The 16,796-nt window shown below is 64.0% G+C and carries 13 protein-coding genes; 9 read left to right on the forward strand and 4 right to left on the reverse strand.

Features of this window, described 5'->3' with window-relative positions; genetic code table 11:
* The 3 genes from scpA (at nucleotide 1) to lipL (ending at nucleotide 4,679) form a co-directional block, all read left to right on the forward strand.
* On the forward strand, nucleotides 1–2,253 hold the full coding sequence (scpA, locus tag MKAN_RS26100; protein WP_023373413.1) for a methylmalonyl-CoA mutase: 2,253 nt from the start codon (nucleotides 1–3) through the stop codon (nucleotides 2,251–2,253).
* Nucleotides 2,254–2,353: 100 nt separating this feature from the next.
* Nucleotides 2,354–3,325: a methylmalonyl Co-A mutase-associated GTPase MeaB gene (gene meaB, locus MKAN_RS26105; RefSeq protein WP_036395430.1), complete on the forward strand. Its 972-nt coding sequence runs from the start codon at nucleotides 2,354–2,356 to the stop codon at nucleotides 3,323–3,325.
* A gap of 64 nt (nucleotides 3,326–3,389) precedes the next feature.
* Nucleotides 3,390–4,679, forward strand: coding sequence for an esterase/beta-lactamase LipL (gene lipL, locus MKAN_RS26110; RefSeq protein ID WP_023373417.1), 1,290 nt, complete (start codon nucleotides 3,390–3,392; stop codon nucleotides 4,677–4,679).
* Nucleotides 4,680–4,682: 3 nt separating this feature from the next.
* Here lipL and MKAN_RS26115 read toward each other — a convergent pair whose 3' ends face one another.
* From MKAN_RS26115 to MKAN_RS26125, 3 genes are all read right to left on the reverse strand, one after another.
* Nucleotides 4,683–4,895 (reverse strand): dodecin, encoded by a 213-nt coding sequence (locus MKAN_RS26115; RefSeq protein ID WP_023373419.1) that lies wholly within the window; start codon nucleotides 4,893–4,895, stop codon nucleotides 4,683–4,685.
* A gap of 343 nt (nucleotides 4,896–5,238) precedes the next feature.
* Nucleotides 5,239–7,143 carry a hypothetical protein gene (locus MKAN_RS26120; protein ID WP_023373421.1) on the reverse strand — a complete coding sequence of 635 codons (1,905 nt, stop codon included), beginning with the start codon at nucleotides 7,141–7,143 and terminating at the stop codon, nucleotides 5,239–5,241.
* A gap of 17 nt (nucleotides 7,144–7,160) precedes the next feature.
* Complete coding sequence (locus MKAN_RS26125) at nucleotides 7,161–7,616, reverse strand: GtrA family protein (protein ID WP_023373424.1); 456 nt, start codon at nucleotides 7,614–7,616, stop codon at nucleotides 7,161–7,163.
* Nucleotides 7,617–7,920: 304 nt separating this feature from the next.
* Here MKAN_RS26125 and MKAN_RS26130 point away from each other — a divergent pair, with 304 nt between their 5' ends.
* The 6 genes from MKAN_RS26130 to MKAN_RS26155 all read left to right on the forward strand — a co-directional run bounded on the left by MKAN_RS26130 (nucleotide 7,921) and on the right by MKAN_RS26155 (nucleotide 16,201).
* The gene (locus MKAN_RS26130) at nucleotides 7,921–9,180 is read left to right on the forward strand and encodes a nucleotide sugar dehydrogenase (RefSeq protein ID WP_036395429.1); all 1,260 of its coding nucleotides are present in this window, start codon (nucleotides 7,921–7,923) and stop codon (nucleotides 9,178–9,180) included.
* Nucleotides 9,177–10,196: an NAD-dependent epimerase/dehydratase family protein gene (locus tag MKAN_RS26135; protein WP_023373428.1), complete on the forward strand. Its 1,020-nt coding sequence runs from the start codon at nucleotides 9,177–9,179 to the stop codon at nucleotides 10,194–10,196. The genes MKAN_RS26130 and MKAN_RS26135 overlap by 4 nt, the downstream gene beginning before the upstream one ends.
* Nucleotides 10,197–10,225: 29 nt before the next feature.
* Nucleotides 10,226–11,719 (forward strand): glycosyltransferase, encoded by a 1,494-nt coding sequence (locus tag MKAN_RS26140; protein ID WP_023373430.1) that lies wholly within the window; start codon nucleotides 10,226–10,228, stop codon nucleotides 11,717–11,719.
* A 148-nt stretch (nucleotides 11,720–11,867) separates the two neighbouring features.
* Nucleotides 11,868–12,311, forward strand: a complete 444-nt coding sequence (locus MKAN_RS26145; RefSeq protein ID WP_023373432.1) for a hypothetical protein — start codon at nucleotides 11,868–11,870, stop codon at nucleotides 12,309–12,311.
* Between the two features lie 294 nt (nucleotides 12,312–12,605).
* A complete protein-coding gene (locus tag MKAN_RS26150; protein ID WP_023373435.1) occupies nucleotides 12,606–14,498 on the forward strand; it encodes a hypothetical protein in 1,893 nt (630 codons plus the stop codon).
* 188 nt (nucleotides 14,499–14,686) lie between these two features.
* Nucleotides 14,687–16,201: a glycosyltransferase family 87 protein gene (locus MKAN_RS26155; protein ID WP_023373437.1), complete on the forward strand. Its 1,515-nt coding sequence runs from the start codon at nucleotides 14,687–14,689 to the stop codon at nucleotides 16,199–16,201.
* A gap of 49 nt (nucleotides 16,202–16,250) precedes the next feature.
* Here MKAN_RS26155 and MKAN_RS26160 read toward each other — a convergent pair whose 3' ends face one another.
* Nucleotides 16,251–16,757: a GtrA family protein gene (locus tag MKAN_RS26160; protein WP_042314042.1), complete on the reverse strand. Its 507-nt coding sequence runs from the start codon at nucleotides 16,755–16,757 to the stop codon at nucleotides 16,251–16,253.
* Nucleotides 16,758–16,796: the final 39 nt, after the last annotated feature.

Genomic DNA, 16,796 nt, shown 5'->3' on the forward strand with positions numbered 1-16,796 from the left:
ATGACGACCACCGCACCCGTTGTCGGCAGTTTCGCCGATGTCCCGCTGCACGGCGACCGCGCTGTGCCACCGGCCACTGAGAACGGAGTCGACGAGCTCGTCGCCGCGGCCGCAGCCGCCCACTCCTACCAGCCCGAGCAGCTGCACTGGCACACCCCGGAAGGCATTGACGTCAAACCCGTTTACATCGCCGCCGATCGCGGTGCCGCCGCGGCGCAGGGCTACCCGTTGCACAGCTTCCCGGGTGAGCCGCCCTATGTGCGCGGGCCCTATCCGACGATGTATGTCAACCAGCCGTGGACCATTCGGCAATACGCCGGCTTCTCCACCGCCGCTGACTCCAACGCGTTCTACCGCCGCAACCTGGCCGCCGGTCAAAAGGGTCTCTCGGTGGCCTTCGACCTGGCCACCCACCGCGGCTACGACTCGGACCATCCGCGGGTGCAGGGCGATGTCGGAATGGCCGGCGTGGCAATCGATTCCATTCTCGACATGAGGCAGCTGTTCGACGGAATCGACCTGTCTGCGGTCAGCGTGTCGATGACGATGAACGGGGCGGTGCTGCCGATCCTGGCGCTGTATGTGGTCGCGGCCGAGGAGCAGGGGGTGCCGCCGGAGAAACTGGCCGGCACCATCCAGAACGACATCCTCAAAGAGTTCATGGTCCGCAACACCTACATCTATCCGCCCAAGCCGTCCATGCGGATCATCTCCGATATCTTCGCCTACACCAGTGCGAAAATGCCGAAGTTCAACTCCATCTCGATTTCCGGCTACCACATCCAAGAGGCCGGTGCCACAGCGGATTTGGAGCTTGCCTACACGCTGGCCGACGGTGTGGACTACATCAAGGCGGGTTTGGACGCGGGCTTGGACATCGATAAGTTCGCCCCCCGGCTGTCCTTCTTCTGGGGCATCGGGATGAACTTCTTCATGGAGGTGGCCAAGCTGCGAGCCGGCCGGCTGCTGTGGAGTGACCTGGTGGCACAATTCGGACCCCAGAACCCGAAATCGCTGTCACTGCGCACCCATTCGCAGACCTCGGGCTGGTCGCTGACGGCACAGGACGTGTTCAACAACGTTGCCCGCACCTGCATCGAGGCGATGGCCGCAACCCAGGGCCACACTCAGTCGTTGCACACCAATGCTCTGGACGAGGCGTTGGCACTGCCCACCGACTTCTCCGCACGCATCGCCCGCAACACGCAACTGCTGCTGCAGCAGGAATCGGGCACCACCAGGCCCATCGACCCCTGGGGTGGTTCCTATTACGTGGAGTGGTTGACCCACCAGCTCGCCCAGCGGGCACGGGCCCACATCGAGGAGGTCGCCGAGCACGGTGGCATGGCGCAGGCCATCAGCGACGGCATTCCCAAACTGCGCATCGAGGAGGCCGCCGCCCGTACTCAGGCCCGCATCGATTCCGGCCAGCAGCCGGTGATCGGGGTGAACAAGTACCGGGTCGACGAGGAGCAACAGATCGAGGTGCTCAAGGTCGACAACAGCCGGGTGCGCTCCGAGCAGCTGGCCAAACTGCGGGAGCTGCGGGCCGGCCGCGACCAGGCCGCGGTCGCGGCTGCCCTGGGCGAACTGACCCGCGCCGCGTCCGCCCACGGCCGCGCCGGGCAAGACGGGCTGGGCAATAATTTGCTGGCGTTGGCCATCAACGCTGCTCGCGCCAAGGCCACCGTCGGCGAAATCTCCGACGCACTGGAGAAGGTGTACGGGCGTCACCAGGCCGAGATCCGTACCATCGCCGGCGTTTACCGTGACGAAGTCGGAAAGGCCCCAAATATCGCTGCCGCAACCGAGCTAGTAGAGAAATTCGCCGAGGCCGACGGTCGCCGGCCGCGGATCTTGGTGGCAAAGATGGGCCAGGACGGCCACGACCGCGGTCAGAAGGTGATTGCCACCGCATTCGCCGACATCGGGTTCGACGTCGACGTCGGATCGCTGTTCTCCACGCCGGAGGAGGTCGCCCGCCAGGCCGCCGATAACGACGTCCACGTCGTCGGCGTGTCCTCACTGGCTGCCGGGCACCTGACCCTGGTGCCCGCGCTGCGCGACGCGCTGGCCAAGGTGGGTCGGCCCGACATCATGATCGTGGTCGGCGGTGTCATCCCGCCCGGTGACTTCGACGAGCTCTACTCCGCGGGTGCCACTGCCATCTACCCGCCCGGGACGGTGATCGCCGACGCCGCCATCGGCCTGCTGCACAAGCTGGCCGAGCGCCTTGGATACACGCTGGACTAGTGGCCGGCCCCATCCCTCCCGTGAGCGTAACGTCATGGCGAAATTCGGCTCGATTTCTCGCCGTGGCGTTACGTTCGGTGCCTGCGTCGAGGCGGCCCCGATGACCACCGAACAACTCGCGCAGGCCATCCGGCGCGGCGACCGCGCCGCGCTGCCACGGGCCATCACCCTGCTGGAGTCCACCCGCAAAGACCACCGTGAGCATGCGCAACAGCTGCTGCTGGCCTTGCAGCCGGATTCCGGCAAGGCGCACCGCGTCGGCATCACCGGCGTCCCCGGCGTGGGCAAGTCCACCGCCATCGAGGCTCTCGGGATGTACCTGATCGACCAGGGGCACAAGGTGGCGGTGCTGGCGGTCGATCCGTCGTCGACGCGCACCGGCGGGTCCATTTTGGGCGACAAGACGCGGATGGCGCGACTGGCGATGCACCCGGACGCCTACATCCGTCCCTCGCCAACCTCGGGCACGTTGGGTGGAGTAGCAAAGGCCACCAGGGAAACGGTCGTGCTGTTGGAAGCCGCCGGTTTCGACGTGATCCTGATCGAAACGGTCGGCGTCGGCCAGTCCGAGGTCGCGGTCGCCAACATGGTCGACACCTTCGTCCTGCTGACCCTGGCGCGTGCCGGTGACCAGTTGCAGGGCATCAAAAAGGGTGTGCTGGAGCTCGCCGACGTCGTGGTGGTGAACAAGGCCGACGGCGAACACCTGCGCGATGCGCGGATCGCTGCCCGGGAGCTGTCTGGGGCGATGAGATTGATTCACCCTCATGAAGCACTGTGGCGCCCACCGGTTCTCACGATGAGCGCAGTCGAGGGGACCGGTCTGACAGAGCTGTGGAAGACCATCGAGCATCATCGCCGGGTGCTCACCGAGGCCGGAGAGTTCGAAGCCCGGCGGCGCGAGCAGCAGGTCGACTGGACGTGGCAGCTGGTCCGCGACGCGGTGCTGGACCGGGTGCTGTCGCATCCGGAGGTGCGTAAGATCCGCTCGGATGTGGAGTGCCAGGTCCGAGCCGGGGAGTTGACCCCGGCGTTGGCGGCCCAGCAAATACTCCAGGCGGCATCGTCCTAACGGAACGGTAAATATAATTCCGGTTTGACACTGGCCTCTGTGAAATCCAAGTAAATTCAAAGGTGTGACGGTAGAGATCGGAGTCAATCGACGCGCGGTTCCTTTCCGCGATGACCCTGACGCAGGTCATCGGCTGTTCGGCGCGGCGGACTCCCACTTTGCGTGCGTCGTTCGTTTCTTTTCCAGCATGTTTCCCGCCCGGCGGACCGGCGGCGGGGCGCTGACGGTGTATCTGGACGGGCAACCCGTCGTCGACGTCTGGAAAGGGTGGGCCGACCGGCGCGGCGAGGTGCCGTGGTCGGCTGACAGCGCGCCGATGGTGTTCTCGGCAACCAAAGGCATGGCCGCCACGGTCATCCACCGGCTGGCTGATCGGGGGCTGATCGACTACGACACCCCGGTCGCCGAGTATTGGCCGGAGTTCGCGGCCAACGGCAAGGAGAAGCTGACTGTCCGCGACGTGATGAGGCACCACGCCGGTCTGTCAGGTCTGCGCGGCGCCACCCTGGACGATTTGATGGATCACGTCGTGATGGAAGAGCGGCTGGCGGCTGCGGCTCCCGGCCGCCTGCTGGGCAAATCGGCATATCACGCGCTGACCTTCGGCTGGCTGATGTCCGGGCTCGCCAGGGCGGTCACCGGAAAGAGCATGCGCACCCTGTTCCGCGAGGAACTCGCCGAGCCACTCGACACCGACGGCTTCCACCTGGGTCGTCCGCCCGCCGGATCACCCACCCGCGCGGCCCAGATCATCATGCCGCAGGATGTCGCCGCCAACCCGGTACTGACCTACGCGATGCACAAGATCGCCAACCAGTTCTCCGGCGGATTCCGCTCGATGTACTTCCCGGGCGTCCTGGCCACCGTCCAGGGCGACACCCCCATGCTGGACGCCGAAATCCCCGCCGCCAACGGGGTGGTGACGGCCCGGGCGCTGGCCAAGATGTACGGCGCGATCGCCAACGGCGGCGAGATCGACGGCACCCGATTCCTGTCGCGGGAGCTGGTCGCGGGACTGACCGGAGAACGGCGGCTGCGGCCGGATCGGAATCTGTTCGTGCCAATGGCCTTCCACCTGGGCTATCACAGTTTCCCGATCGGCAATCTGATGCCAGGGTTCGGGCATATCGGCATGGGCGGTTCGGTCGGGTGGACGGACCCGGCGACCGGGGTGGCATTCGCCTTGGTGCACAACCGATTGCTGACCCCGCTGGTGGCGACGGATCACGCCGGTTTCGTCGCTGTCTACGCCCTGATCCGGCAGGCTGCCGAGAAGGCGCGCAAGCACGGCTACCAGCCGGTGACGGGATTCGGGGCGCCGTATTCGCCCGAGCCGGGAGCCGTCGCAGGCTAGTAGCTACGAATCTTCCAGGCGGAAGCCGACTTTCATGGTGACCTGAAAGTGACCGACGGCGCCGTCGACCAGGTGGCCGCGCACCGACTCGACTTCGAACCAGTCCAGGCTGCGCATGGTCTGCGCCGCTCGATCCAGACCATTGCGAATCGCGGCGTCGATTCCGTCGGGTGAACTCCCGACGATCTCGATAACGCGGTAGGTGTGATTGCTCATCGCATCCCCTTGTGTTCAGTGGTTGACGGCGCCCCTGAAGGTCCGAGGGCTCGAAGCATCATCTTGCTGTACTGCCGGCCGGGTGAGGTGCCGACGCGCCTGTCCGCTGATCAGAACCCTCGAACTCGGCCGCCGACGGTGCTGATTGGGTTACGACTTCCGGTCGGTGCCGGGGGTGTGCCGAACCGGAAATTCGGCTGCGCGCAACCGCCTCGTTCTTCGGCCGGTTCGGCCGCTATCTGCGCCGCGTGAACCTCGTGTCGTGGACCGGCCGCTTCCGCTGCGCAGGAGGCTGTGAACGCGGCCACGGCCCCGTCGACGAAAGAATGAACTCGGCCCGTGGTTACTGACTGACGCGCATTTCGTAGAAGCGCAATCGTGCGGTGGGGTTGTGCTGACCCAAGGATCGGGTTCGGCCGACACCGATTGTGCGGGAGTGGATCTCGAGGTTGGTGGCATTGACCGAGCCGGGTGTGTTGACCAGAAACGGCTCGGCGGCGTTGCCGGCGATCAGGCGGTAACTGACGCCGTCGAGGGCAACCGTGTAGGCCGTCAGCGGGACGAGCGATCCCATGAAGAGCCGATCGACGATGGTCGGATTCAGGTCGATGCCCACCAACACCGCCATATGCGGCCCACTGGGTGCGGGTACCGTAATCGAATTGCCATCGCGCACAACGACGTCCGAGATCGGCAGCAGCGGTCCGCAGCGGGGTTTGGTGTGGGACAACAAGGCCCAGTGGTTCTCGACGCCGCTAACGGTGAAGTCACACAGCAGCGAACGTGAATACAGCGGGTTTTCCTGCACGCCGAGCCGGCCATTGATGCCGGTGGCGGGCGAGGTCGGGGATTGTCGCGACACCACGAATTGTGGCCCGTCTCCCAGGGTTTCGCTGTTCAGTTTGTCCAGCGCAGGCGTGTAGGCCGAGTAGGTCTGGAAAACGGGTGCGGGGCGCCAGGCGAAGTCATACGCCCATACGGCCGAGGTCTCGTCGGGGTCGACGTGGACTGCCGCCGACCCGATGGTTTTGACGAAGCGCTCGGGAATGCCGTAATCCCGGCGCAGGCGCGCCTTGCTGTGCTGGATGTGCGTTGCCGCACGACCGGGGAAGGCCAATGTGACCAGGCGATCCAGCGCGCGCACGGGGGCCTGCAGCACCGCAACGGGTCGCTGCTCGATTGCCAGTGTCCCGGCGAGGAACATGACGAGGATCAGCACCACGGCGATCTCGAACGGAGGCCGGAGAATTCCGTAAAGCGGGGTGATGGCCACCGTGATCACCATCAGGCCCAACAACGCCGAAAAGTGAATGGTGTCGTAGCGCCCGAATGCGCTCTTGGCGATCAGGACCGAGGTGACCGCGACGAGCAACACGTAGTTGCGCGGAATCACCGGACCGCCCCGCACGAACATTGCGCAGATCACCACGACCCATGCAATGGTCAGCAGAACCGCGCCGACCGCGTCGCGGGGGATGGGTACGGCCTGGCCCTCGATATAGCCGGAGACGATCTGGCCGCTGTAGCGAAGCCAGACCGGCAGGTTCCCCAGCTGCTGACCCGCCAGCAGCCACCACATCGGGATGGACACCGCGAAAGCAATCACCGTCACGCAGTGGCGGCCGAGGGCTCGCCAGTCCCGCAAGATCGACGCCGCCAGCGCGATGGTCGCGATGACGAGCCCGGTGTTGAATTTCACCAGCAGCTCAAAGCCGCCGACCGAGGCGACGACGACACAAGTGATAAACGCCGTCGACCGCTTCAGGTCATCGTGCATGAGCAGCGGTGCGGACCACGCGAACGCGGCCAGCACGACCACCTCGGGGTACATCGAACCCAGCAGGATGGCGGTGATTCCAGTCGTCACGAATGCGCCGACCAGCGACGTCGTAGCCGGGTAGCGCCGGCGCATGGCCGCTGCGACGCCGAGGAACAGCGCGGCGATGACGCCAATCTGGTAGAGCGTCGCGAGCACCGCCTGCTGGGTCGAGTAGTAGGCGGTGTTCTGCAGGAATGCCAGCGGTCCGTAGGTGAAAACGATCTCGGGACCCCACGCGAGGTGGTGAATGCGGGCCAGCGCTACCGCGGCCTCCCAGGACGGATCGAGCCCGACGTCGGCGTCGACCGACGACTGCGGCCAAAACAGGACGGCGGTCACCAGCGCGGCGAGGCACCGTTGCCAACGAGCCGACCCCCAACCGGCCGTCGAACACCACGTCTTCACGCGACCCGCGCGCGTTGTCACCATCCCCGAAAGCTATCGATTCAGGTGCGGATTTCACGGATTTCGCGGAACAGCCATCGATCCAGGATCAGGTAGCGGCCGATCCATACGAGGCCGAAGCCGAGTACTTGAACCAGGAACACCACGACGCCGTGGACGGGTCTGCTGTAACCGGCCATCGCGTCGTCGACGAGGTAGGTGAAGTAGGTCGCCAGTCCGACGGCCAACATCACCACCGTCCAGAACACCAACACCTGGTGATGGAGGTTCTCGCCCGACACCGCCCGCCAGACGAAGCGCTTGTTGGCGAAGAAATTCGGAATCGTGACTATGGCCGCCGCCAGCAGCGATGCGAGGGTGTAGTTGTCCAGCCACGGGCCCAAGACCTGGATGAGGCCTTGCCCGATGGGCAGAAAGACCAGGGCGACGGCGGCGTAGCGCAACTTCTTGCGCACTTCGTCGCTGGTGTACGCCATCAAGCCCCCGGCGAGCTCCATGGTCAGCCAAGATACTCGGAATCACGTCTTCTCAAGCGAGAACTAAAGAATCCGGGACCCACAAACTAGGGCTGCGAACTTCGCGATTCAACGGACAAGCTGATCGCGTGCGTGAAATGCTGTTGCGAAAGGCTGCCGCCGTCACGGAGCCGCGGGGGGATCGGCCTTTGGAATCGCGGGAAATGCCGCATGGAGCGGCGGTGATCTCGTAGGCTCCAACACCATCCATATAGAGACGACGATCGGCTTGGTTATGGCCCAGCACCCGGGCCGGACCGGGAACAGGAAGGCGGCGGCGGTTCACGTGGCAACTCAACCCTCTGAACGTATTTGTATCGTCGGTGGCGCCGGACATGTCGGGCTACCGCTGGCGCTGGTGTTGGCGGATGAGGGCTATACCGTCGACATCCTGGACACCAACGCCCAGGCGTTGCGGACCATCATGGCCGGCCGCATGCCCTTCATCGAGAATGGCGCCGAGGATCTGCTCAAGCGGCTGTTGCCGACCGGGCGCATCTGTGCGAGCACCGACGCATGGGTGGTGCGCAATGCCGACATCGTGATCTGTGTCGTCGGCACGCCTGTCGACGAATACCTGACGCCGCAGGCGCACACGTTCTTTCGGATCATCGACGAGATCAGCCCCTACTTCCACGACGATCAGACGCTCGTCCTGCGGAGCACGGTGTACCCGGGACTGAGTCAACGCGTCCACGACATGTTCGCCGAGCGGGGGATCGGCGTTCACGTCACCTTCTGTCCAGAGCGGATCGCGCAGGGGCACTCGATCCGCGAGCTGCGCATCATTCCTCAGGTCATCAGCGGCTTCGACGCCGAGGGCCGCCGGGTGGTCCGCGAACTCTTCTCGCGAATCACCACTGAGATCATCGAAGTCGAGCCGCAGGAAGCCGAGCTGGCCAAGCTGTTCTGCAACAGCTACCGCTATATCCAGTTCGCGGTAGCCAACCAGTTCTATCTGCTCAGCCGCGAGGCCGGACTCGATTTCGACCGAGTCCACCATGCGGCAACGTACAAGAACTTTCGGGTCGACAGTCTGCCCCGTGCCGGGCTGGCGGCCGGCCCGTGCTTGCTGAAGGACACCATGCAGCTCGCGGCGTTCAGCAACAACAACTTCATGCTGGGGCATGCGGCCATGCTCATCAACGAGGGCCAGCCGCAGTTCATCGTCAACATGCTCAAGCGCCGGGTTAACTTGCGCGACAAGACCGTTGGCATCCTGGGTATGACGTTCAAAGCTGACTGCGACGACACCCGCGACTCGCTCAGTTTCAAACTGCGGCATCTGCTGATATTGGAGGCCAAGGAAGTGCTGCTGCACGATCCGTTCCTCGACGGCAAGGACTACTACCCGCTGGACACCGTGGTGGAGCGTGCGGACGTCATCGTGGTCGGCGTTCCCCACTCGGCCTACCGAGGTCTTTCGGTACCGCCTGGCAAGGTCGTCGAGGATGTCTGGGGATGTCTGGACGTGAGCGAGCTTGACACCGAAGCGCTCAACGGAGCCCAACTGGCTACCCTGGGGCCGGAAGCGGTGGCCCGGTGAAGATCCTGGTAACCGGCAGCGCCGGATTCATCAACGGTTATGTCGTCGAAGAGCTGCTGCGCGCCGGCCACGATGTCGTCGGGATCGACAACTACTCGAAATACGGGCCGGTCAGCAAAAGCTACGACGACCACCCGCGGTACCACTTCGTCGAGGGCGACGTCAAAGACGTCGACCTGATGTTCCGGCTGGTCGAAGGCTGCGACCAGATGGTGGCCAGCGCGGCCCGTATCGGTGGCATCACCTATTTCCACGAGTACGCCTACGACCTGCTGGCCGAGAATGAGCGAATTGCGGCCGCCCACTTCGATACTGCAATCTATGCCTATCGCAAGGGCTGGCTCAAGAAGATCAACGTGATCAGTTCGTCGATGGTGTTCGAGAACGCCACCGTCTTCCCGACCCCGGAAAAGCACATCACCGAATGTCCGCCCCCGACAAGCACTTACGGGTTCCAGAAGCTGGCCTGTGAGTACTTCGCGCATGGCGCTTACGAGCAGTATGGATTGCCGTACACCATCATCCGCCCGTTCAACTGTGTCGGCACCGGCGAACAGCGGGCGCTGGGCGGGCATGAAATCCCCAGCGGGAACGTCAAACTCGCGATGAGTCATGTGGTGCCGGATCTGATTCAGAAGGTGGCCAAGGGCCAGGATCCGCTGCACATTCTCGGCGACGGTACCCAGATACGGCACTACACCTACGGTGGTGACCTGGCGCGCGGCATCCGCATCTGCATGGAGCACCCGGCCGCGCTCAACGGCGACTTCAACCTGTCCACACCCGAGGCCACCACGGTGCTGGAACTGGCCGAGGTGATCTGGCGCAAAATGCGGCCCGACACTCCGTTTCGCTACGAAAGCGATCCGCCGTTCGAGCATGACGTGCAGCTGCGCTCGCCCGACGTCCACAAGGCATCGGAGGTACTCGGCTTCGAGGCGACAACTACCCTGGATGCCATGCTCGACGAGGTCATACCCTGGGTTGTCGACGCCGTCAAGGCGGGGACCATCTGACGTGTGTGGGTTGTATCCGCTAGGACGCCATGCGCATCGCGGGTGAGCCCGATCTTCAACAGCTCTACCGTAACCGGTTCGGCCACGCCCGGGAAGCGCGCTCGGCCATCTGGCGCGTGCTGGTCCGCGACTTCTTCCAGGCATGGATCAGGCGCAGCGACACGGTGCTGGACTTGGGTTGTGGTTACGGCGAATTCCTCAACCAGGTGAGCGCGGCTCGCCGGATCGGTGTCGACCTCAACCCCGACAGTGCCGGAATGCTCGAGCCCGGGGTGGAGTTCCACCACGGTAGCGCAGACGATCTGAGCTTCCTCGACGATGACTCGGTGGATGTGGTCTTCACCAGCAACCTGCTCGAGCATCTGCCGAGCAAGGTCGAAGTCGAACGCACCATCGCCGAGGCCCGCCGGGTGCTGAAACCGGGTGGGCACTTCATCGCCATGGGGCCCAATATTCGTTTCGTCGGCGGGGACTACTGGGACTTCTGGGATCACACCGTGCCGATCAGCGACCGCTCGCTGATCGAGCTGCTGGAATCCAACCAGCTCAAGATCGTCGACACCTATGACCGGTTCCTGCCGTACACGTCGAGGTCGCCGTGGCCGCAGGCGCCGCTGTTGGTGCAGCTGTACCTGCACTTCAAAATCGTGTGGCCGGCCTTCGGTAAACAGTTCGTGATCCGCGCCCGCAAGCCGCGGGCAGCGGCCGCAAGCGAGCGGCTGGTGAGCGTGGTCATCCCGGTCTACAACGAGGGCGAGAACATCCAGATCTGTGTCCGCAGACTCGCCGAGGCGCTCGCGGACATGCCTCATGAACTGTTGGTCTGCTACGACTTCGACGAGGACACCACGCTGCCGGCGCTGGCGGCCATGCCCGACAAGCCGGCCACCGTTCGGCTGGTCCGCAACTCCATCGGCAAGGGTGTGGCCAATGCGCTGATCGCCGGCTTCGCCGCGGCACGGGGTGATGTCGTGGTCACCAGCATGGCCGACCTGTCCGATCCGCCGTCGGCAATTCCGTTGATGGCAGCCAAGGTTCGCGACGAGGGAGCCGACATCGTCAGCGGGTCGCGATACATGCCCGGCGGCTCCCAAACAGGCGGACCGCGGTTGAAGACATTGATGTCGCGCACGGCCGGGCTGAGTTTGCATTACGTCGGCGGTGTGCCGACGCATGATGCGACCACCAACTTCCGTGCTTACAGCCGCCGCTTCCTCGACGACGTTCCCGTGGAGAGTCTGCGTGGCTTCGAGGTGGGTTTGGAACTCACGACGAAGGCGTATCTGCTGGGTTATCGGGTCGACGAGGTTCCCAGCAGTTGGGAGGACCGCACCGCCGGCACCAGCAAGTTCGACTTGGTGGGTTGGCTGCCTGCCTATCTGCACTGGTACGGGCTGGCCATGCGGCGGCCGATGTTGCGCTGGACGGGCGGTGGGCTGGCAGCGATCGCAGCCGCGCAGCTCGTGCGCCGACATCGACTGGGCGACTGTGCCGGAGCTCGGCGTGAAAGGCCGCGTAGCTAAAGCGAATTGGAGCTAATTCAGGGGCCTCCCAACGGCTCGGCTACCGCCATGCCATTCGGGCAATTGCTCGTTATTGCCAGCTAAATGGCCAACTGTTTTGGCAGAAAGTGGCCATATATCTAGTTGGCTCCGTCTACAATTCATCGGCATGAAGCCCCTTGCAGTGGTTGCCGGTGCACTACTGCTTTCAGCGTGCGGGGGAGGCACGCACACCACGGCGTCGACAGTGACCGTTACGCAAACTGTCACCGTGGAGGCGGCCGCCCCGGAACCAGCGAGTGGTCTCAAGCCGCCGCCACCTACGGGTTCCAAGACCGTCATTGACCCCTTCGGCACGTACACCGGTGTGATCGACAGGGACGGCACGTATCTGGTCGGGGTGGACATCATGCCGGGGATGTATCGCACGGCCGGTGGGGCGACGTGTAGTTGGGCGCGGCTGGGAAGCCTTGATACCGGCGACATCATCGATAGCTGGAAGGGCAGTGGTCCGCAGCGAATCCAGATCAAGGAGAGTGACACCGCGTTCTTGACGCAAGACTGCGGTACCTGGCAGATGATGCATGTCCCGAGCGTCACGGGACTCGGGTGACGATCTATTCCAGGGTGAGCGTGCCGCGCTGTGCCTCAACTAGTTGGGTAGTTGCCGATGGCCGTTGATGCGGCCCGCGACGCGGGCCTCACAAACCCTGGTGAGCAGTGTGCTGGTAGCTCGCCGCACTCGGAGATGACCGCGCAGAGAACTGAAGAAGTTCATGTCGATCCACGCCCCGATCGACCAAGAACGCAAATTCTCCTGGATCCATTGTCAGCGTGCCGCAATCGGGTGAACAGGGCGTCAGGACGAGTTGGAACATGGTTCTCGACGACAACATGGGGCTCCGCCTTGTGGCAGCGAGTTCTGGCTGCTGTCATCGCTGCTGTCATCTTCTGGCCACAACCATCGGTCGATCCCAGTGTCGGGCTCGATCCGTCGTGGCAGGCTGGGCTCGCTCTGGCCCGAATTGACCATATTGCGTGGGGTCGCGAATTGGTATTCACGTACGGGCCCCTGGGCTTCCTGCGAACCAGCGCCTACTACTCATTCGAGCAGTCGTTGCTCGCCACGATCTGCCAGGTCATTATCATCGCCGCACTCTTCCTCGGCATCGCGGCAGCCCTGCGCCTGCGCCACTCCCCGCTGACATCGCTCGTCGGCGCGTTCGTGCTGACCGGCATCCTCACCGTCCTGCACCTCGGCCATGGTTTGGCTTTCAGAGGGTCTTCGTCCCTGGAAATGATGTATCCCGAGCTGGCCGTTCTCGCGGCGTTCGTGTGGGCGAGCGTGCCCCTATTGCAGCGCGAGCCTAAGCGATCGACGGTGTTCACGACCTGCGTCGCGCTCGGTGCCGTCGCAGGGTTTCAGCTGTTGATGAAATTCAACACCGGCCTTGCCATCATGGTTGTCGCGCTGGCCACGTCGGTGCTGCTCGGCTGGAAAGCCGTCGGCCGGCATTGTGCAACGGTAGCCGCATTCGCGGTGTCCACCCTTGTTTCGTGGGTGCTTGCCGGCCAACGACCGGGGAATCTTCCGGCGTGGCTTCGGGGCAGCGCCGCGATTGCATCGGGTTACACCGACGGAATGGCGACCGCGCCCCTCCCACAGTGGGCCTTACCCTCAGTCGTATTGAGCCTCGCTTGGATGGGTTGGCTCTGCGTGATGTTCCTACGTAGAGGCCATGAGATACCACGCCGCTACCTGGCGCTCGTTGTCCTCGCATCGCTGATCGCCGGAAAGGCCGCGTTCGGACGTTTCGAACCGTGGCACTTCGCCATTCTGGTCGGCGTGATAGTTGTTGCGCTGGCAATCACCCCTTGGCCGCGGGCTCGCCGTCGAACGTTGGTGGTGGTTGCGCTGGCAGTCGCTTTGGTTGTCGTGGTCGACCTTGGGGGGATTCCCGCTCTGTCCGATCGCGGTGTGTTGGCCATGCAGGCACCGGTGCAAGCGGTGGACCGCATTGTCACGTTCGCCCTGCCCGGTCATGTGCAGCAAAAAATCGAACAAGCCAAGGCGCGCCAGCGCGCGCTTTACGGCATCCCGGACCGCTTCATCAAGACCATCGGCTCGAGCACGGTCCACGTTGACCCCCACGAGATTTCGGCCGTGTGGGCCTACGATCTAGCGTGGCGTCCAACACTGGTCTTCCAGACATATCAGGCTCTCACGCCCATGCTCGATGCACTCAACGGCGAATCACTCACCAACGGGCCGGAATTCGTGCTGTCCCGGTTATCGCCGGCCTTGCCCGCCGTCGGTATCGACGGCCGGCTTGGCGTGCAAGAATCCCCGCTGTATTCGCGTGCCCTGCTGTGCAACTACACGCTGAGCGGCATCGAGAACCGCTGGGCGCTGTTCAAACACACCGCCCCCCACTGCGGACCGCTCACCAAGCTGTCGGAAGCACCCGTGCGGGAAGACCACGCGGTTCCAATTCCCGCCCCCAGCGCACCGGATAAGGCGGTGCTCGTTGGAATCGACCTGGATCAGACCTTCGGCGACCGGTACTTCCACGGAAAGATCGCTCCACTGAGCACCTTCACGCTCGTGGTCGACGGGGTCACCTACCGCCTCATCGCGAAGAACGCAGCCGAGCCATTTCTCGTCAACACCCCTGCGTCGGCAGCGGACACGAATCTGCAGATCCACGCCCACAGCATTGGTGTCGGCCGTACCGTCAACTTGAATGAGCCCTCGGTTACTGCACGACTGCGCTTTTATGAGATGCGCGTCGGACCGTAGGCCGCGGCCCAGGCATGCCGTTCAGAGTGGTTGGTTCCCGGCAACGGAATGACTGCGATGTGGAGCATCGCTGTCAGCCGATACTCCTCTTTGTCGGTAGCGGGACAACGCGTTCACTATATTGTCTCCGGGGGTAGGCTCGGCAGCTCGCTTTGCTGCAGTTTCGATCGGAACCGAGGGGAGTGCGCGTGAGTCGACTTGTCGAGGTACTGCGGGGCGCGGTCATCGCGACTCGAGAACAAGCTCTTGCGGTCGGCCGCGAATCCGAACGCACGCTCCTGCTCGGCACCGTATTGCTGGGGTCGGCGTTATCGGCGGCAGCTGGCTTCGTTCTCGCCCAGTACTACTCCGTCGACGTGTTTACCTCTCTCTTTATGGCCGCCAAGGACTGCTGGCTTGACTGGGGCAGGCAAATGGGCACGCACTGCTTCAGCGATTACGGAATGACCTTGGGCTTCGGGATGCGGCCCAATCCCTGGGCGCCCTACCCGCTGCGCTTACCCTGGAACAACTACGAGGCGGGGGGAGGGGCCGGCTATCCGCCGGCGGGGATGCTGCCGCAAATGCTGTTCGGGGTTCTCGGCAAATGGCTGCATGCCCCGCGGCTAGGGTTCTGGGGCTACCAGCTCCTCTTGACGGGTGCAGTCTTTACCCCCGCGGTCTGGGCGGCGCGCGGTGCTCGCGGTCTGGAGCGCGTGGTCGTCTTTGTGGCGTTGGGCGCCCTGGCCATTCCGGTGTGGGGGGTGATCGATCGAGGCAACTCGGTGGGATTCATAGCGCCGGTCGGGCTGGTTTTTCTGGTGGCGCTGCGCCGGCAACGATGGGGACTGGTGGCGATCATGGTGGTTCTGGCCGCGCTGCTGAAACCACAGTTCGTACTACTCGCTGTGGCGTTGTTCGCGGCCCGACAATGGCGGATGGGTGGCATCGCCGCCATCGGGGTTGTGATCTCCAACTTTGTTCCATATCTGTTGTGGCCGCGCGACTTTCCGGAAACCATCGCGCAGTCGGCCCGCAGTCTCCTCAATTACAGCAGTTCGGTCGACACGCTCGTAGGGCCGTATAACGTGTCTTTCGCAAGAGGAATTTTCTTCATTCCGGACAAGCTCTACGACCCGCAGTGGGGCTATGTATCGAATGGCTTTTTTGATGCCACCCGATCGCTGATCGGGTATGTCCTGCTCTTGTTGGTCGTTGTCTCCGTGCTGGCCCTCGGGCGACGCATCTCCCCGGTCATGGGGGGCATCGCGCTGCTGACCACCGCTTGTCTGTTTCCCGGCCTGGTATTCAACTACTACCTGGTGTTCGCCCTACCGATCGCGGCGCTGGTGGTCCGCGACCCGGACGGGCGGCCGGAGTCCGGGATTTTCGACGGGTTCGCGACCCGGGGTGACCGCCGCCGCGCGATCGGCATCTGCGTGAGCCTCGCCGCGGCCCTCTCCATTGTCCGCATCCCGCTGCCCGGCCCGCCGATGATGTCGCCGCTCGCAGGCCAGCTGGGCGTTGTCGGGATCGTCGGCTACACACCGATTGTGCACACCACGGCAGAGTTGGTTCCGCTCTTGTGGTTGATCGCGTGCGCGGTGATCATCATTTCTTACGCGCGAAGACCGGCTGCCGGCGCCCAGGAGAATGTCCCTGCCACCAGTTCGGCCGTGGGCGAACCCATACGGGCCGCCGTATCGCCGGGGGATGGCAAGTGAACCGACCTCTCGTTCTACGAGATTGGCAATGGCTGTAACGGGCACGACTTTACGTGCGCGACGTCTCGTCTTGAACGTCGACGACGTGGACGTCGGCGCCGCCGCGCCGGAAGGAGAAGTACCGGTGGCCAACGTAGTTGAGCACCAGGATGGGCACAAAGATGATCGCTTGCGCCGGGATGCGGTGCAGGCCCAGCTCCACCAGCACAGTCAGGGCGACGGCGTTGAGGCCAAACGTGGTGAGGTAGACACTCTCGAACCGCACGAGGTCACGCAGTACGTGGCCGCGAACGCGGAACACCAACCGACGATGCATCAGGAATGCGAACAGCACGCTCAGTACGTGAGAGATGCCGACCGTCACCAGCGACCCGGCGACCGTGCCGAACCGGCGGTCGACTAGGTGGCCTACGGTCTGCGAGCAGGCGACGAAGATACCGAACCCGACGACGGTGTTGACTCCTCCGACCACTAGGAAAGCCACACGCTGGTCACGGACAAGCCGGATCAACGGCCCCGGCGGCGCCGATTCGGGCGGCAAGTCGAATTCAGTCAATTGGCGCATTCGAATGGGGGCGAGTGTTCCCGGCTCACC

The organism is Mycobacterium kansasii ATCC 12478, assembly GCF_000157895.3.
In the GTDB taxonomy this organism is placed as follows: domain Bacteria; phylum Actinomycetota; class Actinomycetes; order Mycobacteriales; family Mycobacteriaceae; genus Mycobacterium; species Mycobacterium kansasii.